The 18,634-nt window shown below is 68.5% G+C and carries 19 protein-coding genes, 1 tRNA gene and 1 pseudogene; 8 read left to right on the plus strand and 13 right to left on the minus strand.

Annotated elements, in window-relative coordinates:
- Positions 1 to 153 precede the first annotated feature (153 nt).
- The 3 genes from AB8810_RS10800 to AB8810_RS10810 all read right to left on the minus strand — a co-directional run bounded on the left by AB8810_RS10800 (position 154) and on the right by AB8810_RS10810 (position 3,365).
- Positions 154 to 1,143 (minus strand): restriction endonuclease, encoded by a 990-nt coding sequence (locus tag AB8810_RS10800; RefSeq protein WP_369916476.1) that lies wholly within the window; start codon positions 1,141 to 1,143, stop codon positions 154 to 156.
- A gap of 228 nt (positions 1,144 to 1,371) precedes the next feature.
- Positions 1,372 to 2,007, minus strand: a complete 636-nt coding sequence (locus AB8810_RS10805; RefSeq protein WP_179564999.1) for a phasin family protein — start codon at positions 2,005 to 2,007, stop codon at positions 1,372 to 1,374.
- An 83-nt stretch (positions 2,008 to 2,090) separates the two neighbouring features.
- Positions 2,091 to 3,365 carry a patatin-like phospholipase family protein gene (locus AB8810_RS10810; protein WP_206259680.1) on the minus strand — a complete coding sequence of 425 codons (1,275 nt, stop codon included), beginning with the start codon at positions 3,363 to 3,365 and terminating at the stop codon, positions 2,091 to 2,093.
- 87 nt (positions 3,366 to 3,452) lie between these two features.
- Here AB8810_RS10810 and AB8810_RS10815 point away from each other — a divergent pair, with 87 nt between their 5' ends.
- Positions 3,453 to 4,172 (plus strand): hypothetical protein, encoded by a 720-nt coding sequence (locus tag AB8810_RS10815; RefSeq protein ID WP_369916477.1) that lies wholly within the window; start codon positions 3,453 to 3,455, stop codon positions 4,170 to 4,172.
- 194 nt (positions 4,173 to 4,366) lie between these two features.
- Here the strand turns inward: AB8810_RS10815 and AB8810_RS10820 are convergent, their stop codons facing one another.
- A complete protein-coding gene (locus tag AB8810_RS10820; RefSeq protein WP_003473856.1) occupies positions 4,367 to 4,642 on the minus strand; it encodes a polyhydroxyalkanoic acid system family protein in 276 nt (91 codons plus the stop codon).
- A gap of 467 nt (positions 4,643 to 5,109) precedes the next feature.
- Here AB8810_RS10820 and AB8810_RS10825 point away from each other — a divergent pair.
- Positions 5,110 to 5,559: pseudogene (locus tag AB8810_RS10825) on the plus strand (FHA domain-containing protein); the annotation flags it as partial.
- On the opposite strand, the gene msrQ reads toward AB8810_RS10825, so the two are convergent.
- Positions 5,528 to 6,157 (minus strand): protein-methionine-sulfoxide reductase heme-binding subunit MsrQ, encoded by a 630-nt coding sequence (gene msrQ / locus AB8810_RS10830; RefSeq protein WP_191824115.1) that lies wholly within the window; start codon positions 6,155 to 6,157, stop codon positions 5,528 to 5,530. The pseudogene AB8810_RS10825 and the gene msrQ sit on opposite strands and share 32 nt — an antisense overlap.
- A 140-nt stretch (positions 6,158 to 6,297) precedes the next feature.
- Complete coding sequence (gene msrP, locus AB8810_RS10835; RefSeq protein ID WP_369916478.1) at positions 6,298 to 7,266, minus strand: protein-methionine-sulfoxide reductase catalytic subunit MsrP; 969 nt, start codon at positions 7,264 to 7,266, stop codon at positions 6,298 to 6,300.
- Positions 7,267 to 7,418: 152 nt separating this feature from the next.
- Between msrP and serC the strand changes: the two genes are divergently transcribed.
- The 3 genes from serC to aroA all read left to right on the plus strand — a co-directional run bounded on the left by serC (position 7,419) and on the right by aroA (position 11,529).
- Complete coding sequence (serC, locus tag AB8810_RS10840) at positions 7,419 to 8,504, plus strand: 3-phosphoserine/phosphohydroxythreonine transaminase (protein WP_369916479.1); 1,086 nt, start codon at positions 7,419 to 7,421, stop codon at positions 8,502 to 8,504.
- Between the two features lie 80 nt (positions 8,505 to 8,584).
- Positions 8,585 to 9,778, plus strand: coding sequence for a prephenate dehydratase (pheA, locus tag AB8810_RS10845; protein WP_369916480.1), 1,194 nt, complete (start codon positions 8,585 to 8,587; stop codon positions 9,776 to 9,778).
- A 437-nt stretch (positions 9,779 to 10,215) separates the two neighbouring features.
- Positions 10,216 to 11,529 (plus strand): 3-phosphoshikimate 1-carboxyvinyltransferase, encoded by a 1,314-nt coding sequence (aroA, locus tag AB8810_RS10850; protein ID WP_369916481.1) that lies wholly within the window; start codon positions 10,216 to 10,218, stop codon positions 11,527 to 11,529.
- 79 nt (positions 11,530 to 11,608) lie between these two features.
- Here aroA and AB8810_RS10855 read toward each other — a convergent pair whose 3' ends face one another.
- Positions 11,609 to 11,827, minus strand: coding sequence for a hypothetical protein (locus AB8810_RS10855; RefSeq protein WP_369916482.1), 219 nt, complete (start codon positions 11,825 to 11,827; stop codon positions 11,609 to 11,611).
- A 106-nt stretch (positions 11,828 to 11,933) separates the two neighbouring features.
- Complete coding sequence (locus AB8810_RS10860; RefSeq protein ID WP_191824120.1) at positions 11,934 to 12,593, minus strand: energy transducer TonB; 660 nt, start codon at positions 12,591 to 12,593, stop codon at positions 11,934 to 11,936.
- 141 nt (positions 12,594 to 12,734) lie between these two features.
- Between AB8810_RS10860 and serS the strand changes: the two genes are divergently transcribed.
- The 3 genes from serS to AB8810_RS10875 all read left to right on the plus strand — a co-directional run bounded on the left by serS (position 12,735) and on the right by AB8810_RS10875 (position 15,793).
- The gene (gene serS / locus AB8810_RS10865; protein WP_179564981.1) at positions 12,735 to 14,015 is read left to right on the plus strand and encodes a serine--tRNA ligase; all 1,281 of its coding nucleotides are present in this window, start codon (positions 12,735 to 12,737) and stop codon (positions 14,013 to 14,015) included.
- A 573-nt stretch (positions 14,016 to 14,588) separates the two neighbouring features.
- Positions 14,589 to 15,575 carry a LysR family transcriptional regulator gene (locus AB8810_RS10870; protein WP_179564979.1) on the plus strand — a complete coding sequence of 329 codons (987 nt, stop codon included), beginning with the start codon at positions 14,589 to 14,591 and terminating at the stop codon, positions 15,573 to 15,575.
- Positions 15,576 to 15,703: 128 nt separating this feature from the next.
- A tRNA-Ser gene (locus AB8810_RS10875) sits at positions 15,704 to 15,793 on the plus strand.
- Between the two features lie 65 nt (positions 15,794 to 15,858).
- On the opposite strand, the gene AB8810_RS10880 is transcribed toward AB8810_RS10875, so the two are convergent.
- Genes AB8810_RS10880 through AB8810_RS10900 form a run of 5 tightly spaced genes read right to left on the minus strand, consistent with a single transcriptional unit; the run spans position 15,859 to position 18,633 of the window.
- A complete protein-coding gene (locus AB8810_RS10880) occupies positions 15,859 to 16,074 on the minus strand; it encodes a helix-turn-helix transcriptional regulator (protein ID WP_369916483.1) in 216 nt (71 codons plus the stop codon).
- Positions 16,061 to 16,975: a ParB/RepB/Spo0J family partition protein gene (locus tag AB8810_RS10885; protein WP_369916484.1), complete on the minus strand. Its 915-nt coding sequence runs from the start codon at positions 16,973 to 16,975 to the stop codon at positions 16,061 to 16,063. Before AB8810_RS10885 ends, AB8810_RS10880 begins: the two co-directional genes overlap by 14 nt.
- Positions 16,972 to 17,661 carry a hypothetical protein gene (locus tag AB8810_RS10890; RefSeq protein ID WP_369916485.1) on the minus strand — a complete coding sequence of 230 codons (690 nt, stop codon included), beginning with the start codon at positions 17,659 to 17,661 and terminating at the stop codon, positions 16,972 to 16,974. Before AB8810_RS10890 ends, AB8810_RS10885 begins: the two co-directional genes overlap by 4 nt.
- Entirely contained in the window at positions 17,654 to 18,058 is a 405-nt protein-coding gene (locus AB8810_RS10895) for a hypothetical protein (protein WP_369916486.1), read from the minus strand. The genes AB8810_RS10890 and AB8810_RS10895 overlap by 8 nt, the downstream gene beginning before the upstream one ends.
- A complete protein-coding gene (locus AB8810_RS10900) occupies positions 18,055 to 18,633 on the minus strand; it encodes a hypothetical protein (RefSeq protein WP_369916487.1) in 579 nt (192 codons plus the stop codon). The genes AB8810_RS10895 and AB8810_RS10900 overlap by 4 nt, the downstream gene beginning before the upstream one ends.
- Position 18,634: the final 1 nt, after the last annotated feature.

Below are 18,634 nucleotides of genomic sequence, written 5' to 3' on the forward strand. Positions count from 1 at the left end.
GAATCGGGAATAGAGAATCGGGAATCGCAAAGGCAGTCGCTGCACGCGGTGCCGCTCCTGGCTTATCAGACAGGGAGGCCTGCGCGCTCGTTCGCTGCGTGCCGATGGCCCGCTCTACCGATTCCCCATTCCCCGTTCCCAAGTCCCGGCTTCTCAAAACGTCCTACATTGCCGCCAACGCACCGGCTCGTCGCGGTCCGGGCGTGGATTGAGCTGGATGCGCACGGTGCGCAGCGAGGGATAGCGCTCCACTTCCTTGCAGATCCGCGGCCACACCTGCGCGTCGTCGTCGCTGCGGTCGATCACCAGCGTCATCTGGGTCTGCCAGATGCCGCGGATCACGCCGGGCGTGCTGGCCAGGGCCTTGGAGACCGAATGGCGATACTCGGCCTCGGTGGCCGGGTCGGGGTCTGCGCTTGCCGGCGGTGCTTCGGTGACGGATGCGGCAGCGGCAGCGGCAGCGGCCGCTGCCGCAGGCGCGGCCACCGGCGTGGTGCCTGGTGCCGGCGGCGCTGCCGGCGCGGGCGCGGCGGGCGAGTGGGGCGCGGCCACGGACGTGGCATCGTCGCTGCGCTGCTGCAGCGCCAGCCCGCCCAGTCCTACCAGCAGGCCCAGGGTCAGCGCGGCCAGTGCGGCGATCGCGGTATGCCGCTGCGCACGCCGGCGACTGGCGCCGATCACCCCGTCCTCCAGTTCGCTGGGCAGGTAGCGCTTGAGCATCGGCCAGATGCGGCGGCCGTCGAGGATCTCCACCGACTGCTTGTCGGCCGCGGCGATGCCGTCGCGCTGCACCTTGCCCTCGGTGACCAGGATGCCGCCCTGCGCGCCCATCAGCCGTGCCGCGGCCCCCAGTTCGTTGACCGCGGCCGAGCCGATCCGGTAGGCGCGGCCGTGCTTGCACGACAGCAGCCAGCGCGCATCGCCGCGGGTCATCACGAAATCGCTCTGCGGTTCCTGGGAAACGTCCTCGTCGGCCACCGCGTCGTGCAGGTCGCGCTGCTCGCGCATCGCGCGCCGCACCATGCGCGAGAAATCGCGCCAATGCAGTCCGGCCAGCGCATGCAGCCCGGCGGTGGTCTCGTTCTCGCGGCGCCGGACCACCCACAGGTAGAGCGTGGCAGCGAGCCATGCTCCAACTGCCAAGACCGTTGCCACTATCCAGGAAAACATGCTCGCACCCGCGTAACGCTATTCGATGACGCCAGTCTATCGCCAGCGTGTCACAGCGCTGGCAAGGCGACAGCGGGGAACGGCGGACAGGAGAAGACCCGCCAGTCTGAAGCCGAGAGGGGAGGGGAGCAAACGGTCTTCAGATGGACTGGCGGGTCCGTCCCGATTGTCGGAAAATATCTGCTGCTTTGCAACAAAACCTTATTCGGCCGCTGCCGGCGCCGCTGCACGCTTGCGGCTGGCGCGTTTCGGCGCGGGCGCGGCGCTGGCCACGACCGGACCGGCACGGCGTCGCGCCGGCGCTGCCTGCTTGGCCGGGCGGGGTTTGGGCGCGGCGGTCTTTGCCGCCTTCTTGGCTGCCGGCGCCTTGGCCGGCGCCTGGCGTGCGCGACGGCCGCTGCCGAGGTTGCGCAGTTCGGCATTCAAAGCGTCTACGCGGTCGACCAGGGTGCCGAGGTCTTCGCGGCTGGGCACTTCCAGTCTGCGCAACGCGCGCTGCACCCGGTCCTCGAACACCTTCTCCAACCGGTCCCAGGTGTCGGCGGCGCGCTCGCGCGCCTGGCCGACCCGGTTCTCCACCACGTCGCGCACCGCATCGACGCCGCCGCCGGCCAGCTTGCGCGTGCTCTGCTCCAGGGTCAGGCCTTCCTTGACCAGGGTTTCGAACAGCTTGCCGCCTTCGGCCTGGGCACGGCCGAACGCGCCGACCCCGGCCAGCCACACCTGCTGCGCGGATTCGCCCAGACGCTTGGACAGCTTTTCCGCCTGCGCCTGCAGGCCCTCGTCGGCAGCGGCGGCAGACTTCTTCTTGCGTGCGGATTTCTTCAGGGTGGCCATGACGATGCGGTTCCTTCGGCGGTTGGGTGGCTGGATTCGAGACTCACGGCGTTGGTTAGAGTAATCACACCAGCGCCGGCGCCTCAGTCGGCGGAAAGCGGCGGCGCGCGCCGGGTGCGGCGGGTGGCGCGGCGCCGCGCAATGACCTGGTCGACGTCGTCGAGCGCGCGGCGCAGGCGCGCGGTGGTTTCGGTGGTGCGCCCTTGCTGCACGTCCACGCCGTCGATGAAGGTGCGTTGGCGATCGTTGAGGATGTCGTGGCGCAGCGCGATGCCGTGCGCGGCCAGCATCGGCTCCAGCACGTCGGCGTTGCGGCGCAGGTCGGCCAGCGTGTTGCGATAGGCCAGCTGGCAGACGCGGTGGCGTGCGGCATAGCTGAACAGATTGGTGAAGAACAGTTCGCTGTTGTCGGCGTTGGGCTCGAACACCAGCTGGTCCACGCGCGGATATTGCCGCGCGTACTTCTCCAGCCCTACCTGCATGCGCGACTGCAGGAGGGTGCGGAAGGTCTGCGACAGCACAGCCGGCAGGCCGCCGTTGAGCAGCCGCGCGCGGTCGATCTGGCCGTTGCGGCGCGGCGCGTGGGTGGCGTCGTAGGGCACCAGCGGGTTGATCCCGATCATCAGGTCGATGCCGCGCTCCAGCAGGGTGGAGGCATGCATCGTGCGCCGCAGCGCGCCGTCGACGTAGTGGTGGCCGTCGATCTCCACCGGCGGATACAGCCCCGGCAGCGCGGCGCTGGCCTGCACCGCCAGCGAGATCGGCACCTGGTCCAGGCCCGGTTCGCCGAAGCGCACGGTGCGGCCGCTGTCCAGGTCCACCGCGACCACGAACAGGTCGGTGTCCAGCGCGCGGAAATCGTTGCTGCGGCCGCGGCGGCTGAACACGTCCTGCATGAAGCGCTCGACCCCGGCGTTGTCGAACAGCCCGCTGGGCACCAGTCCGCCGAAGCGGGTGATCAGGTCCGACCAGCGGGTCTTGCGCGGTTCGGTCAGCAGGTCGTGCCACCAGCCGTAGGCGAGCTTGGGCAGGGTCGCGGCGCGGCGCAGGTATTCGTAGACGTTGGGGCGGAGGAAATCCTCAGGCCGGAAGTGCGCATCGTCGCTGTTGCCGGTGACGAAGATCCGGCAGATCTCGGCGCTGCTGATGCGATTGGCCAGGCCGGCGGTCAGGAACGCGCCGGAACTGACGCCGACGTAGCAATCCAGCCGGGTCAGGTCGAGTCCGTCCAGGGCCTCGTCCAGCGCGCGCAACGCGCCGAGTCCGTACATGCCGCCGATCGGGCCGCCGCCGGCGATGGCCAGGCCGATACGGCCGTGGGAACGGGGGCGTGGCGAGGCGCTGTGGAGGGAAAGCATGCGCGGTCCGCGAAGGGCGTTGGCCGGAGTGTAGCCGAGCGGCATGATGCTTGCGGTCACGCGCGGCGACCAGCATCATCGGCGCCCATGGCGCGCAGCAATCCCGTCCTGGAACGACTCGGCCGCCGTCTGGCGTGGCATCAGGCCGTGCACGATCCGGCGCACGAGCCGCGCAATGCGCTGCGCTGGCTGCAGGAACTGCGGCGCTGGCAGACGCAGCGGCTGGAGCGCAGCTTCGAACACTTCCTGGAGGACCCGCAGCGGCGCCCGGCGGCGATGTTCTTCCTGACCGACGTCTATGGCGACCGCGATTTCAGCCGGCGCGATGCCGACATCGTCAAGGTGCTGCCGATGATGCAGCGGCTGATGCCGGCCACGCTGCTGGACACGGTCGCCGACGGCATCGAGCTGGGCGTGCTGACCCACGCGCTGGACCTGCGCATGGCCGAAGCGCTGCAGGCGCTGGCGCCGCGCCGCAAGCGCCTGGACGACGAGCTGTACGCCGAGGCCTACCGGCACACCGGCCTGCGCCGCCTGCGCCTGCATCAGATCGACCTGATCGCCAGCGTCGGCCTGGGCCTGGCCACCGCGGTGCACACCCCGGGCGTGCGCATGCTGCTGCGCTTCGCACGCGGCCCGGCCAAGGCGGCGGGGCTGTCGGAGCTGCAGGGGTTCCTGGAACGGGGTTTCAACGCGTTCTCCAAGCTCGGCGACGCGGAAGGCTTCATCGGCGACATCGAGACCACGGAGCGCGAAGTCTCGCGGCGCCTGTTCGCCGGGCACCCGCAGCCGTTCGCGTTCGACTGAGCGGGCCGGACCCTCACCCCAACCCCTCTCCCGGTGGGAGAGGGGCTAGCCTGTCCCTTCTCCCATCGGGAGAAGGTGGCCCGCAGGGCCGGATGAGGGTACGGGCGAAGCCTCGCGCGCCCAAACACAGCGAGCCGCTTCGTGCCGGACCCTCACCCCACAACCCTCTCCCGACTGGAGAGGGGCTTTGCCGCTCAGCCCAGCTTTTCCGCCAGCACGCGGCGGATCTCGCTTTCCACCGTGCCTTTCAGCGCCGACAGCAGGAAGCCCAGTTCGGCGGTGACATGCACCTGCTTGGGCAGCAGTTCGATGCGCCCGTCCACGCCGGAGCGCGAGAACAGCAGCGCATCGCCGTCCCAGCGCGATTCCAGGTCGAAACGTTCGGACAGCTTCTTGGCGGCGTCTTCGATCGCCTTGCGCGCCTGTGCGGGGGTCTTGCCGTGGTCGTGGCGGATGTCGATGCTGGACATGCTGGCTCCTGTGCGGGCATGCGGCCCGCGGAAAAGATCAGGCATTGTGCGTATGCGCGGAGTGTTGTCCAGGTGCGGCGCGCTTCTTCAAGCGCGGGCAACCTGCTAGGCTCCCCGCCGTGCCCGACCTGCAAGTCCATTTCAGCAACCGCCAGCAACCCGACCGGCCCTTGCGCGCGGGCGTGCACCGCATCGTGCGGCAGGCGTCCGGGCATGTGCGCGTGGTCGACGACACCCAGGGCGCGCTGCTGCTGGCGCAGTTCTGCCTGGACCGGCGCGGGCTGTGGCTGCAGGTCGCCAACGGCGTCCGCGGCATTCACGTGAACGGGCGTCCGGTGCGGCGCATGGCGCTGCTGCGCGCCGGCGATGCGGTCTATGCCGATGGCGTGGAAATGGTGGTCCGGGGCGTGTGCGAGCCGCTGCAGCGCCTGCCCGATGCGGCGGAAGGCGAGGGCGACGATCCGCGGCTGGTATTGCGCGGGGTCGGCGGCCAGCATCATGGCCGCAGCTATACCCTGGACCGGGTGCGCAGCATCGGCCGCCTGCGCGACTGCGATATCTGCATCGACGATCCCGCTTTCGCCGAACGCCACGCGCGCCTGGAGCGCCATGGCGAACGCGTGCTGCTGCGCGGGCTCGGCGATGCGCAGACCCAGGTCAACGGCAATGCGGTACGCGATTGCTGGCTGCAGCCTGGCGACCAACTGGTGTTCGACACGCAGCACCGCTTCGTGCTGGAAGTGCCGCAGGCGGCGGCCGGCGAGCCGCTGAAGCACGATCCGGCCAGCGTCCCGCTGGCCGCCGCAGCGGAGCCCGCACCGCGCCCGGCCACCGCGCTGCGCTGGCCGTGGCTGCTGCTCAGCGCCTTGCTGCTGGCGGCCGCGCTCAGCGGGCTGCTGTGGTTCGGCGCGCGCTGAGCGCCCGCCAGCCGCGCCAGCCCAGCAGCAACGCCAGGATCGCCGCGTACAGCAGCGGTTCGCGGATGTCCGATTTCACCAGCCACCAGAAATGCAGCACCGCCAGCACGCCGATCGCGTAGATCGCCTTGTGCAGCTTGCCCCAGTTGCGCTTGAGCCGGCGCATCCAGCCCTGGGTGGAGGTGATCGCCAGCGGGATCAGCAGCAGCCAGGCCAGGAAGCCGACGGTGATGTAGGGACGCTTGACGATCTCTTCGAAGATCTGCGCCCAGTACCCGCGCAGGTCTAGGCCGAGATACACGCCCAGGTGCACGCAGGCGTAGAAGAACGCATATAGCCCGAGCATGCGCCGGAAGCGCAGCAGCACCGATTGCCCGCTCAGCTGCCGCAGCGGCGTGATCGCCAGGGTCAGCAGCAGCAGGCGCAGTGCCCACAGCCCGGTGCGGTGCTCGATCTCGGCGACCGGATCGGCGCCGAGCGCATCGCTGCCGCTCTGCCACACCTGCCAGAACTGCCAGCCCAGATAGGCCAGCGGCGCCAGCGCGAGCGCATGCACCAGCGTCTTGGCCGCGATCAACGAAGCGGATGTCTTAGCCATGCGCCATCATCGAGCCGCGTTGGAGCGACAGGCGCGAACCGCAACCGCGGCGCGCCCAGGCTGCATGGGCGTTCCGCAGCACAACCAGGCGCCACGCTTTTCCCATTCCCGATTCCCGGTTCCCCATTCCCAGCCTCTACTCAATACCATTTCTTCAGATCCATCCCCGCGTACATCCCCGCGACCTGCTCGGCATAGCCGTTGAACGGGCGGGTCGGGATGCGTTCGGCGAACAGCTTGCTGGCCTTGCCGGCGATGCGGCGTTCGGTCTTCTGGCTCCAGCGCGGATGGTCCACCGCCGGATTGACGTTGGAGAAGAAGCCGTACTCGGAGGCCTGCAACTCGTGCCAGGCGGTTTCCGGCATGCGCTCGACGAAGCGGATCTCGACGATCGACTTGATGCTCTTGAAGCCGTATTTCCACGGCACCACCAGCCGCAGCGGCGCGCCGTTCTGCTGCGGCAGCGGCTTGCCGTACAGGCCGGTGGCGAGCAGGGTCAGCGGGTTCATCGCCTCGTCGATACGCAGGCCTTCCTTGTACGGCCAGTCGATCGAGCGGTAGCGGATGCCGGGCATCTGCTGCGGATCGGCCAGCGTGGTGAAGGCGACGTACTTGGCCTTGGAGGTCGGTGCGAAGCGCTTGAGCACCGCGGCCAGCGGCACCCCCAGCCACGGGATCACCATCGACCAGCCCTCGACGCAGCGCAGCCGGTAGATGCGCTCCTCCGGGCTGTTGCCCTTGAGCAGGTCGTCCAGCGCCAGGGTGCCGGGCTTTTCGCATTCGCCGGAGACCTTCACCGACCACGGCGCGGTGCGCAGGGTCTTGGCCGCCTTCGACGGATCGGTCTTGTCGGTGCCGAATTCGTAGAAGTTGTTGTAGCTGGTGACGTCCTCGTAGCGGGTCGGTTCTTCGCTGGTGCGAAAGCCGCTGCGCGCCTGCTCCGGGGTCACCACGGTCTTCGGCGGGGCCGGCGGCTCGGCCTCGGCGCAGCCGACCAGGCCCATCGCCGGCGCCAGCGCCAGGGCCTGCAGCAGGCGTCGCCGATCGCGGTAGACCGCCTCGTCGGTGATCTCGCGGCTGGGAATGTTGAGCGCATCGCGCAATGACATGGCTGACTCCTGGAGGGGGCGGGCGACCGCTGGCGGCTTCTTGGCAAAGACTACGCTTGCGCCGGGCCAATGGATGCAAATGCAACCTAAATTGCCCGGGCCGCAAGCTGGTGCGCTGCGGCATACTAGGCGTCTTGTCCGATAGGTGCCCCATGACACGCGCGTTCAATTTCAGTGCCGGCCCCGCTGCATTGCCGGAATCGGTCCTGCGCCAGGCGCAGGCGGAGATGTTGGAGTGGAACGGCGTAGGCGCCTCGATCGTGGAGTTGAGCCACCGCGGCGCCGAGTTCATGGCGGTGGCGGCCGAGGCCGAAGCCGACCTGCGGCGCCTGATCGGCATCTCCGACGACTACGCGGTGCTGTTCCTGTCCGGCGGCGCCACCACCCAGCAGGCGCTGCTGGCGCTGAATTTCGCCGCGCCCGGGCAGACCGTGGACTACGTGGTCACCGGGCATTGGGGCAAGACCGCGATCAAGCAGGTCACCCCGTACGCCAACGTGCACGTCGCCGCCAGCAGCGAGGCCGGCGGCTTCCACGACATCCCGCCGCGCGACAGCTGGCAGCTCAGCGCCGATGCCGCCTACGTGCACATCACCGCCAACGAGACCATCCACGGCGTCGAATTCCGCGACGCGCCTGACGTGGGCGCGGTACCGCTGTTCGCCGACTTCAGTTCCAGCATCGCCGCCGAGCCGATCGACGTGTCCAAGTACGCGGTGATCTATGCCGGCGCGCAGAAGAACCTGGGGCCGGTCGGGGTGGCGGTGGTCATCATCCGCAAGGACCTGTTGCAGCGCAGCGGCCAGCCGCGCGCCGACATCTTCGACTACCGCTCGCACGCCGCGCGCGATTCCATGCTCAACACGCCGCCGACCTGGAACTGGTACCTGGCCGGGCTGGTGTTCAAGTGGATGCTGGCCGAGGGCGGGGTGGAGGAATTCGCGCGCCGCAACCAGGCCAAGTCGGCGCTGGTGTACGCGGCGATCGACGGCTCCGGCGGCTTCTACCGCAACGAAGTGGTGGCCGATGCGCGCTCGCGGATGAACATCCCGTTCTTCCTGCCGGACGAGACCCTCACCGCGCGCTTCGTCGCCGAATCCAAGGCGGCCGGATTGCTGGCACTGAAAGGACACAAGGCGGTCGGCGGCATCCGCGCCTCGCTGTACAACGCGATGCCGGTGGCCGGCGCGCAGGCGCTGGTCGCCTTCATGCGCGACTTCCAGCAACGCAACGGCTGAGCCGTCCCCCCATGTAGGAGCGGCTTCAGCCGCGACCGGATGCTTCACAGGCGCTCCGGAACATCGAGGAATCACGATCCATGGCCGCAAAGCCGAACAAATCCCGAACCACTGACGCCGAATCGAGCAAGCCGACCAGGAAGGCCAAGCCGGACAAGCCGAAATCGACGGCGATCGCCGAGCCCGCGGCGGCGGCGCCGGCGCTGGCCGACGTGCGCGCCAAGATCGACCAGATCGACCGCACCATCCAGGCGCTGATCGCCGAGCGCGCGCAGTTCGCGCACCAGGTCGGCAAGGCCAAGGGCAAGCTCGCCGCAGCGGTGGACTACTACCGTCCCGAGCGCGAGGCGCAGGTGCTGCGCATGGTGGTGGACCGCAACCAGGGGCCGCTCAGCGACGAAGTGCTGGTGCACGTGTTCCGCGAGATCATGTCCGCCTGCCTGGCGCAGCAGGAGCCGTTGAAGATCGGCTATCTCGGTCCGGAAGGCACCTTCAGCCAGCAGGCGGTGCTCAAGCATTTCGGCCGTTCGGCGGTGGGCCTGCCGATGGCGACGATCGAGGAGGTGTTCCAGGAAGTGGAGAGCGGCAACGCCGATTTCGGCGTGGTGCCGGTCGAGAATTCCGGGCAGGGCACGATCCAGGTCACGCTGGACATGTTCCTGACCTCGAACCTGAAGATCTGCGGCGAGACCGAACTGCGCGTGCACCAGTATCTGCTGTCGCGCACCGGCCGGCTCGATGCGATCGAGCGCATCTATGCGCATCCGCAGTCGTTCGCGCAGACCGCGGGTTGGCTGCGCGCGCACCTGCCGAAGGTGGAGAAGATTCCGGTGTCGAGCAATGCCGAGGGCGCGCGGCGCGCACGCAATGCGGAGGATGCGGCGGCGATCGGCGGGGAGAGTGCGGCGCATGTGTATGCGCTGAAGAAGGTGATCATGAAGTCGATCGAGGACGACGACGACAACACGACGCGCTTTCTGGTGATCGGCCGGCAGATCTTTCCGCCGTCGGGGCACGATCGGACGTCGGTGCTGGTGTTCATCCACGACAAGCCGGGTGCGCTGTTCGATGTGCTGAGCCCGTTCGCGCGGCATGGGATCAGCATGAACCGGATCGAGTCGCGGCCTTCGCATCAGGCGAAGTGGGAGTATGGGTTCTTCATCGATCTGGCCGGGCATGTGGAGGACGAGTCGATGAAGCAGGCGCTGGCGGAGTTGAAGGCGCATTCGGCGCAGATCAAGGTGTTGGGGTCGTATCCGGTGGCGGTGCCCTGATCTGATGGTTTACTTACGGGCGGCTTTAGCTGGAAACCAAAGCCAGCGCTAGAAGCCAGCGCTAGAAGCCAGAGCTGGAAGCAAAGGCTTTCGCGCGTTGCGCGACTTACTTTTCTTTGTGCGGCCAAAGAAAAGTAAGCAAAAGAAAGGCCGCCCCAGTCGGGTCGCCCCGCGCTGCGCGCGGGGTCCGCGAGCAACCTGGGATTTTTCGATGGCACATCCATGTGCCAGCGAAAAACGTCGCGCATCCTGCGCGCCGCCCCTGCGGGGTTCTTCCCAGGCCGCTCGCCGACCCTCAATGGGGACCCCTGAAAAGCGAAGGGCAACAACAGCAACAGCAGCAACAGCAACAGCAGCAACGGTGGAATCGGCTGCAACAACAAGATCAACAGCGCGGGGCCCGCTTGCGGGTGACGACGGCAATCTCAGGAACGGTGATGAGCAACGAGCAGTACTGGATCGCGACGAAGGGCTCTGCCTTGCAGGGGACGTTGAATGTGCCGGGCGACAAGTCGGTCTCGCATCGGGCGGTGATGTTCGCGGCGCTGGCCGATGGGGTGTCGCATATCGATGGGTTCCTGGAGGGCGAGGACACGCGGTCGACCGCGGCGATCTTCGCCAGGCTCGGTGTCAGGATCGAGACGCCGTCGCCGTCGCAGCGGATCGTGCATGGTGTCGGCGTCGATGGCTTGCAGGCGCCGCAGGGCGAGCTGGATTGCGGCAATGCCGGGACCGGCATGCGCCTGCTCGCTGGTTTGCTGGCGGCGCAGCCGTTCGACAGCGTGCTGGTCGGCGACGCGTCGCTGTCCAAGCGGCCGATGCGCCGCGTGACCGAGCCGCTGGCGCTGATGGGCGCGCGCATCGACACCGACGCCAACGGCGTGCCGCCGCTGCGTATCCATGGCGGGCAGCCCTTGCACGGCATTGAGTTCGCCTCGCCGGTGGCCAGTGCCCAGGTCAAGTCAGCGGTGCTGTTGGCCGCGCTGTATGCCGACGGCGTCACCTCGGTGCAGGAGGCGCATCCGACCCGCGACTACACCGAGCGCATGCTGTCCGCGTTCGGCGTGGAGATCGCGTTCGAGCCCGGCCAGGCGCGCCTGCGTGGCGGCCAGCGGCTGCGCGCCACCGACATCGCGGTGCCGGCCGATTTCTCTTCGGCGGCGTTCTTCATCGTCGCCGCCAGCATCGTTCCGGGTTCGGACATCACCCTGCGCGCGGTCGGCCTCAATCCGCGCCGCACCGGCCTGCTCGCGGCGCTGCGGCTGATGGGCGCGGACATCGCCGAGCACAATCACAGCGAACACGGCGGCGAGCCGGTGGCCGATCTGCGGGTGCGCTACGCGCCATTGCGCGGAGCGCAGATTCCCGAAGCGGTGGTGCCGGACATGATCGACGAGTTCCCGGCGCTGTTCGTCGCCGCCGCCGCGGCGCAGGGCCAGACCGTGGTCACCGGCGCGGCCGAGCTGCGGGTCAAGGAATCCGATCGCCTGGCCGCGATGGCCACCGGTCTGCGCAGCCTGGGCATCGTCGTCGACGAGACGCCCGACGGCGCCACGATCCATGGCGGCCTGCTGGGTAGCGGGGTGATCGAAAGCCATGGCGACCATCGCATCGCGATGGCGTTCGCGATTGCCGGCCAGCTGGCCGATGGCGAGGTGCGGATCAACGATGTGGCCAACGTGGCGACCTCGTTCCCGGGCTTCGACACGCTGGCGCGCAATGCCGGATTCGGGCTGGTCGCCGCCGATTGAGAGGGGCCGCGGCCTGCCAGGCGCAGGCCGCGACGTGTGCATTGTTTGCCGACCGCGTGGCGGTCCGGCGAGCGCGCCGCTACGGAGCGCGTGGAGGATCGTTGGCAGGCGTCGCCGGCGCGGGGACATTGGTAGGCATGTCGTCGCTGCGATCGCGGCTGAGCCACCAGCCGCCGGCGGCCAGCACCAGCGCGACGACAAGGATCCATGCCCAAGGCGAACCCCGATGGGCATGCGAACGGGCCTTGGTGTCGTTTTCCCGCGTGTACAGCTCCTGGGTATCGTGCGGTCTCGACATGGTCGTGCTCCTGCGTCTTGAGGACGCGACCAGTCTTGCCTCGATCCTGTTCAAGGTGTGTCAGCCGCCTGTGAACGCGCAGCGCGCACCGCAAGTTTTGTTCAGCTTACTGAGCCGGCTTGAAGTCGAACGGAATCTCGAGGCTGCCGGCGACCGCCTGGCCCTTCTGCTGCGCCGGGCGGAAGCGCCAGCGACGCACGGCTTCCATCGCGGCGCGATCCAGTTCGCGCGAGCCGCTGCGCTTGACCAGGGCCACGCCACCGGGGTTGCCGCTGGCGTCCACCTCGACCCGCACCACCACCGTGCCGCTGTCGCCGCGGCGCAAGGCCGCCGACGGATAGCGCGGCGGCGGTTGCCCGTCCAGCGGCACCGGACGATCGCCCGGTGCCAGTGCGGTGGCGTTCGTTCCCGCAGCAGCGCCTTCGGTGCCGCCAGGCACCGGCGCCATCGCATCGGCGGGCGGCGGGGCCGGCGGCGCGGTCTCCACCAGCTTCGGCGCTTCCTCCGCTGCCGGCGGCTTCGCCTGCGGCATGTCGCTGGCGCCGCTGCCGGCGGGCAGGGGTTCGGGCAGCGGCTTGATCTCTGCCGCATCCTGCTGCACCTGCGCCGGCTGCGGCTTGTAGAAGTCGTTGTCCTTGCGCCCGACCAGCCATACCGCCAGGAACAGCAGCAGCCCTGCGCAGAAGGCGATGCCGACGATCACGAGGAGGCGGCGCGGCAGGCGCAGCACGATGCCGGTGTTGGAGGACGGAGGCGACGTGGACATGGGACTCACCGTAGGGAACCGCTGGATTCTGGCATAGCCGCGGTTAATCGGGTGCGCAGCGCGGCGCAGCCTCGCTGTTTCGGCAAAAGCGCGGCCGACAGGCGATAATGCGCGGCTCCGATCCATCCACGTGCCGCGCCCATGCTCGATCCCGTCCTGCTCCGCCAACAGCCCGCCGACCTCGCCGAGCGCCTGCGCACCAGCCGCGGCTATGCGCTGGACGTGGCCGCCCTGGAAGCGCTGGAGGCCGACCGCAAGCGCATCCAGGTGCGTACCCAGGAATTGCAGAGCCTGCGCAACAGCCGTTCCAAGGCGATCGGCCAGGCCAAGGCCAAGGGCGAGGACGTGGCCGCGCTGATGGCCGAAGTCGCCGGATTCGGCGACGAACTGAAGGCCTCCGAACAGCGCCTGGACGAAATCCGCGCGCAGCTGGAGACGCTGGCGCTGGAGATTCCCAACCTGCCGCAGGCCGACGTGCCGGCCGGCAAGGACGAGGCCGACAACGTCGAGGTGCAGCGCTGGGGCACGCCGCGCGCCTTCGATTTCGAGGTCAAGGATCATGTGGAACTGGGCGCGCGCCATGCCTGGCTGGACGGCGAGACCGCGGCCAAGCTGTCGGGCGCGCGTTTCACCGTGCTGCGCGGGCCGATCGCGCGCCTGCACCGCGCGCTGGCGCAGTTCATGCTCGACCTGCATACCGGTCCGCACGCCTACCAGGAAACCAACGTGCCGGTGATCGTCAACGCCGACAGCCTGTACGGCACCGGCCAGCTGCCCAAGTTCGAAGAGGACATGTTCGCCACCCAGCTCGGCGAGCAGAAGCGCTACCTGATCTCCACCTCCGAGATCTCGCTGACCAACCTGGTCCGCGACGAGATCGTCGAGGCCGAGCGCCTGCCGCTGCGCATGACCGCGCACTCGCTGTGCTTCCGCTCCGAGGCCGGCAGCGGCGGCCGCGACACCCGCGGCATGATCCGCCAGCACCAGTTCGAGAAGGTGGAACTGGTCAGCATCTGCCGTCCCGAGGACAGCGCTGCCGAGCACGAGCGCATGACCCGCTGCGCCGAAGTGGTGCTGGAAACGCTGGGGCTGCCGTACCGCAAGGTGCTGCTGTGCACCGGCGACATGGGCTTCTCGGCGACCAAGACCTACGACCTGGAAGTGTGGCTGCCGTCGCAGCAGACCTACCGCGAGATCTCCTCGTGTTCCAACTGCGGCGATTTCCAGGCGCGGCGCATGCAGGCGCGCTGGCGCAATCCCGCCACCGGCAAGCCGGAACTGCTGCACACGCTCAACGGCTCCGGCACCGCGGTCGGCCGCGCGATGATCGCGGTGATGGAGAACTACCAGAACGCCGACGGCTCGATCGACGTACCCGACGCGCTGCGTCCGTACATGGGCGGTATCGACCGCATCGGTTGAGCTTCAGGCCCCTGCGCACGCGGCGCGGCGGCCGGTCGTGCGGCAGTCTCCGGCGGCAAGTGCGGGAGCGAGGTCAGCCGCGACGGGCATTGCCGGGAACGCCTGTCGCGACTGACCTCGCTCCCACCGTCGTTGCCGGTTGACGAAAGCCGCTCCGGCGTGGCGTCCTGTGCCTTGCCGCTGTGCGGATGCGGTGGCTGCGCATTCGCCCGCCCCCAGGCAAGAGTTCCATCCGACCTGGCATCCCTGGCACGTCGCTCGTCTGCGTTAGGGTCAGGCGCATTCGATCGCATCGGCGCACCGGCAACCAAGACGCCGGTGTTGCTGCATGCTTGAATGGCTGCGAACGACCCAACAGCCACGTGCCGATGCAAGGCTCAGGGCCGGGCAGGGTGTTCACGTGATCACTTTGCCGCGAACTGAGAGCCGCTGCATCGTTGCTGCCGGAACCGGCCGCCGCGGCTGCGCTCGGGATGTGCCATGCCAGGCAGACCCGATTGCACAGCGCGGATCGTTGTGGGAGTAGAATGAATCCAACGCGATTTCATCCATCGTTCTAAATATCGAAAGAACATGCACGATCTCAACGACCTGTACTACTTTGCGATGGTGGTCGATCACGGCGGTTTCGCCGCCGCCGAGCGCGCCCTGGGCATTCCCAAGTCGCGCCTGAGCCGCCGCATCAGCCAGCTGGAAACCGATCTGGGCGTGCGCCTGCTGCAGCGCTCCACGCGCCGCTTCGCGGTCACCGATTTGGGCATGAGCGTGCATCGCCACGCGCAGACGATGCTGGCCGAGGCGCAGGCCGCGCGCGAGGTGGTGGATCGGCTCAGCGCCGAGCCGCGCGGCCTGGTGCGGGTCAGCGTGCCGGTGTCGCTGGCGCAGATGCAGCTGCCCAAGCTGCTGCCGATGTTCCTCGACCAGTACCCGAAAGTGCGCCTGCAGTTGAACATCAGCAACCGCCGCGTGGACATCATCAACGAGGGCTACGACGTCGCGCTGCGGGTGCGCTCGCGCCTGGACGACGACGGCAGCCTGGTGATGCGCAGCTTCGGCCAGGTGCAGGAACTGCTGGTCGCCAGCCCCAAGTATCTCGACCGCGCCGGGCGTCCCAAGGATCCGGAAGAGCTGGCCTCGCACGTGACCTTGAGCATCAGCGAGGACGAGGCGCGGCAACGCTGGGAACTGCATGGACCGGCCGGCGAAGTGCGCCGCGTCGACCTGCAGCCGCGCGTGGCCGGCTTCGATTTCCCGTTGCTGCAATCGATGGTCAAGGACGGTTTCGGCATCACCCTGTTGCCCGAAACGGTCTGCGCCGACGCGGTGCGCAACGGCGAACTGGAAGTGGTACTGCCGGAATGGTCGCTGCCGCAGGGCATCTGTCACGCCGTGTTCGCCTCGCGCCGCGGCCTGTTGCCGGCGGTACGCGTGTTCATCGACTTCCTCGCCGAGCACCTGCCACGCCAGATCGAGGCCTCGCGCCTGGACTGCAGCGGCTGCCCGGAGCGGATCAAGGTCAAGCATTCGACCCTGGGCGCGATGGCGGTCGAGGCCGGCTGAGCAAAACCGGCGCGGCCGTGCGAAAATACGCGGCCGCAGCGCCACGCCAACGCTGTGAGCCGTTCTAATCAGTTGCAAGCGCATGCCAGGCAATCTGTCATGCAGCGTGAAGTGGTGTAGTCGCAATCGGAGAGATGGCCGAGCGGTTTAAGGCACCGGTCTTGAAAACCGGCGAAGGGTCAAACCTTCCGTGGGTTCGAATCCCACTCTCTCCGCCAGGGCTTACAAAAAACCCCGCTAAATGCGGGGTTTTCTGCATCTGACCCGTGGCCTACCCACCCAGCTACCCACCCGCCGGCAGCGGTCGATTTCGCTTGATCTGCTGGGCCACCCACTGCTGCACCTCCGAAAGCACCCACAGCGATCTACGGCCGACGTGGATGGGCTTGGGGAACCGGCCATCCTTGATCTCGCCGTAAATGAAAGTGGTGCCCAGGCCCGTCATGGCGCGCACGCGCGACAGCGTGCATAGCTCCTCCAGTTTCTCAGCAGCTGCCATCGGCGCCTCCGTGCGCGGCCGCCGGCCGCTTGCTGGCGATCGTGCCGCGCACGGCCAGCAGGCCGCGGATCAGCGAGGCCGGAACCGCGACCGTGGCGGATGCGTCGTCCGGGGCGATCTCCGCGAGCCGTGCGTGCGCAGCGTCGTCCAGGGAGGCGGCAATCTCCGCGGTCACGGCATCGAGCGCGTCCACGACCTTCCGCGGCAGCGCCTTACCCTTGATCGCGCTGACCGTCGCGCGCTGCTTGCCTGACGCCTTGGCCACGGCGACGGCACCGGCGAGCACCGGGCCGGCCTCCTCGCCGTGCTGGCGTACCGCGCCGATGGCGCTGGTAGCCGCCACGCTGCCCTCGCGCACCAGGGCCTGCACCGCGGACGGGGCATGCGCCAGGATCAGCATCTGGTCGACGTGCTGCCGGGTCTTGCCGACGCGCGCGGCAATCTGATCCGTGGACCAATCGAACGCCACGAGGCGGGCATAGCCCCGCGCCAACTCCAGCGGCCCGAGCTTGCGGTTCTGCTGGCTGGTGATGATCCGCGCCGTGCGCTCCGCATCGTTGCCAGTGAAAGGCACCACCGCGATCCACAGTTCGCCCGCCGCATCGCGGATCGAGTCAGCCGCCTGCAGGAGGGCTCGCCGCCGGCGGTAGCCATCTACGACGAACACGCCACCTTCGGGGCGGGGCCGCACTTCCAGCGGCGGGAGGATGCCGCCGGCCCGGATGTAGTTCGCCAGCTGCGCGATGCTCTCCTCAAACGAAACGCCGTCCGCGTCGACGGCGTGTTCATCACGCAAGTTGAAGCCGGGTTCCTCGTGAATGTCCTCGATGCGGAACTTCATGGCGTCGGCCCGTCGCGCCGTCTTGTCCAGGATCATCTGTTTGAACGATGGCGTGCTCATGCGCGTTGCTCCTGCTGTTCGTACTGCCGAAATTCGATGACCCAGACCCAGGGGTTCGCCGACCAATCGCCGCCGGTGCTGTCCCACAGGTCGGCGAAGACCTCGCGGTTGCTCGAATACGCCATCGGGCGCTCGGCACGCGGGTGGGTCCGCGGCAGACGGATGTCTGCCAACAGGCTTGGGGTGACTCCCTCGGCGGTAGCATCGGCTTCGCTGATCGCCTGCAGCCGCTCCACGCGCACGTTCGTGATCTCCAGCACCAGGCGGCAGGCCCACCGCGGCATGTGGATCGAGGGACGAACCTTGTGGTCGCGCAGAAGGCTCTGGCGCGTGATGCCCGGCCCGTAGCTGGCGCCGTAACGCCCGCCATCCTCTGGGGTCCACCAGCGTCCAGGCGTGGCGTCGTGGATGAAAAGGCGGGTTCGCCGATGCTCCAACCCGTTCTCGCGCACCCACAGCAGGTCGCCGGGCCGGCCGTAAGGGCACGACGCGATAACCTCGTCGCGAGCATTGGGCCACAACCATCGGTTTTGGCCGCGCGGCTGATCGATCGCCAGCATCGGGCCGAGACCAGGGACGACAACCGGTTGCGGTTGGTTCTTCATCGCTCGCCGGGTCTGCGTCTTCGCGCCGGCCAGGATGGCGCGCACCATGGGGCCGTTGAAGAGGATAGGGCGCTCACGCATTGGGCACCTCCGGCGCCGGCGCGGCCGGCTGGGTGTCACGCGCCTCGACCAACTGCCGCACCTCGGCCACCGGGTCGCCCTCGTCCTCCATGCCGAGCAATCGGAGGATCAGGCAGTAGTTGTTGGCGTCCTGCTGGATGACGCTGACGTGTCCCACCGGCACAGCAGCAGGCGCGGGCGGGGCGATCTGTGCTGCCAAGTCTGCGCGCACGTACTGGACTTCCAGGCCGCCCACGGACTGCGCTTCCCACGTAACCTCGGCGTGGTCTTCCGGGAACGGGTCGGTCCGGAAATCGTGCATGGAACTCGAATCGACTTGCAGCCAGATGCGTGCAGGCGCCGTGCGGTCAAGCTCGCCGGGCGTGTAGTCCAGCGCTTCGGGGGTAATCGTGTTCATGCGTCGCACCCCTTGCCGACTTCACCAGGCTTGCCGGCCGCGGTGAACTCCTCCCAGGGCACCCAGCCGCGCTCGGGGCAATGGAAGCCCCAATGGCGCCGCACAGGCCCGAAGAGGAAGAGGGTCCAGCACGGGAGGGAGCGGCCGAGCGCATCGCGCTCCAGTTCGATCCGGTGCGCGTGCGTGGTCTTGAGCCACCGCAGGCTGCCGGCGCGGAAGCGTGTGCGGTGGTGGATGCCGCCGGCGGCGATGGTGTGCTCGACGTAGCCACCGGACAGGATCAGGCTCGCGGCCCACGACGGATGATCGTGCAGGGCGCGGTCGTCGTCGTCGCGCAGGAAGAGGTGCAGGTACAGGTTGGGCAGGCATCGGCTCACGCCTACGGCCAGGCGCTGCCAGCGAGTGCGCTCGGCCTCCGGAACATCGCGATACCACGCGCGCCACGGGGTGAGATACCAGCGATGCAGGTACGCGCCGCCGTGCGATGCAGCGCCGACGATGAAGTCAGGCGGCCGCTTGGCTGCGACACGGCGGTGGAGGGTCGAGAAGACGGCGAAAGCAATCCGGCGGGCCATG

The sequence above is a fragment of the Xanthomonas sp. NCPPB 3005 genome (assembly GCF_041228095.2).
Taxonomy (GTDB): domain Bacteria; phylum Pseudomonadota; class Gammaproteobacteria; order Xanthomonadales; family Xanthomonadaceae; genus Xanthomonas_A; species Xanthomonas_A bonasiae.

Excerpts from the sequence above, each read along its gene's own strand:
- msrQ (WP_191824115.1), bottom strand. The coding sequence starts at position 6,157 with ATGGCTAAGACATCCGCTTCGTTGATCGCGGCCAAGACGCTGGTGCAT.
- AB8810_RS10900 (WP_369916487.1), bottom strand. The coding sequence starts at position 18,633 with ATGGCCCGCCGGATTGCTTTCGCCGTCTTCTCGACCCTCCACCGCCGT.
- AB8810_RS10855 (WP_369916482.1), bottom strand. The coding sequence starts at position 11,827 with ATGTCGAGACCGCACGATACCCAGGAGCTGTACACGCGGGAAAACGAC.
- AB8810_RS10820 (WP_003473856.1), bottom strand. The coding sequence starts at position 4,642 with ATGTCCAGCATCGACATCCGCCACGACCACGGCAAGACCCCCGCACAG.
- AB8810_RS10895 (WP_369916486.1), bottom strand. The coding sequence starts at position 18,058 with ATGAACACGATTACCCCCGAAGCGCTGGACTACACGCCCGGCGAGCTT.
- aroA (WP_369916481.1), top strand. The coding sequence starts at position 10,216 with ATGAGCAACGAGCAGTACTGGATCGCGACGAAGGGCTCTGCCTTGCAG.
- msrP (WP_369916478.1), bottom strand. The coding sequence starts at position 7,266 with ATGTCATTGCGCGATGCGCTCAACATTCCCAGCCGCGAGATCACCGAC.
- AB8810_RS10890 (WP_369916485.1), bottom strand. The coding sequence starts at position 17,661 with ATGCGTGAGCGCCCTATCCTCTTCAACGGCCCCATGGTGCGCGCCATC.
- AB8810_RS10805 (WP_179564999.1), bottom strand. The coding sequence starts at position 2,007 with ATGGCCACCCTGAAGAAATCCGCACGCAAGAAGAAGTCTGCCGCCGCT.
- AB8810_RS10870 (WP_179564979.1), top strand. The coding sequence starts at position 14,589 with ATGCACGATCTCAACGACCTGTACTACTTTGCGATGGTGGTCGATCAC.
- AB8810_RS10880 (WP_369916483.1), bottom strand. The coding sequence starts at position 16,074 with ATGGCAGCTGCTGAGAAACTGGAGGAGCTATGCACGCTGTCGCGCGTG.
- AB8810_RS10810 (WP_206259680.1), bottom strand. The coding sequence starts at position 3,365 with ATGCTTTCCCTCCACAGCGCCTCGCCACGCCCCCGTTCCCACGGCCGT.
- AB8810_RS10815 (WP_369916477.1), top strand. The coding sequence starts at position 3,453 with ATGGCGCGCAGCAATCCCGTCCTGGAACGACTCGGCCGCCGTCTGGCG.
- AB8810_RS10885 (WP_369916484.1), bottom strand. The coding sequence starts at position 16,975 with ATGAGCACGCCATCGTTCAAACAGATGATCCTGGACAAGACGGCGCGA.
- serC (WP_369916479.1), top strand. The coding sequence starts at position 7,419 with ATGACACGCGCGTTCAATTTCAGTGCCGGCCCCGCTGCATTGCCGGAA.
- serS (WP_179564981.1), top strand. The coding sequence starts at position 12,735 with ATGCTCGATCCCGTCCTGCTCCGCCAACAGCCCGCCGACCTCGCCGAG.
- AB8810_RS10860 (WP_191824120.1), bottom strand. The coding sequence starts at position 12,593 with ATGTCCACGTCGCCTCCGTCCTCCAACACCGGCATCGTGCTGCGCCTG.
- pheA (WP_369916480.1), top strand. The coding sequence starts at position 8,585 with ATGGCCGCAAAGCCGAACAAATCCCGAACCACTGACGCCGAATCGAGC.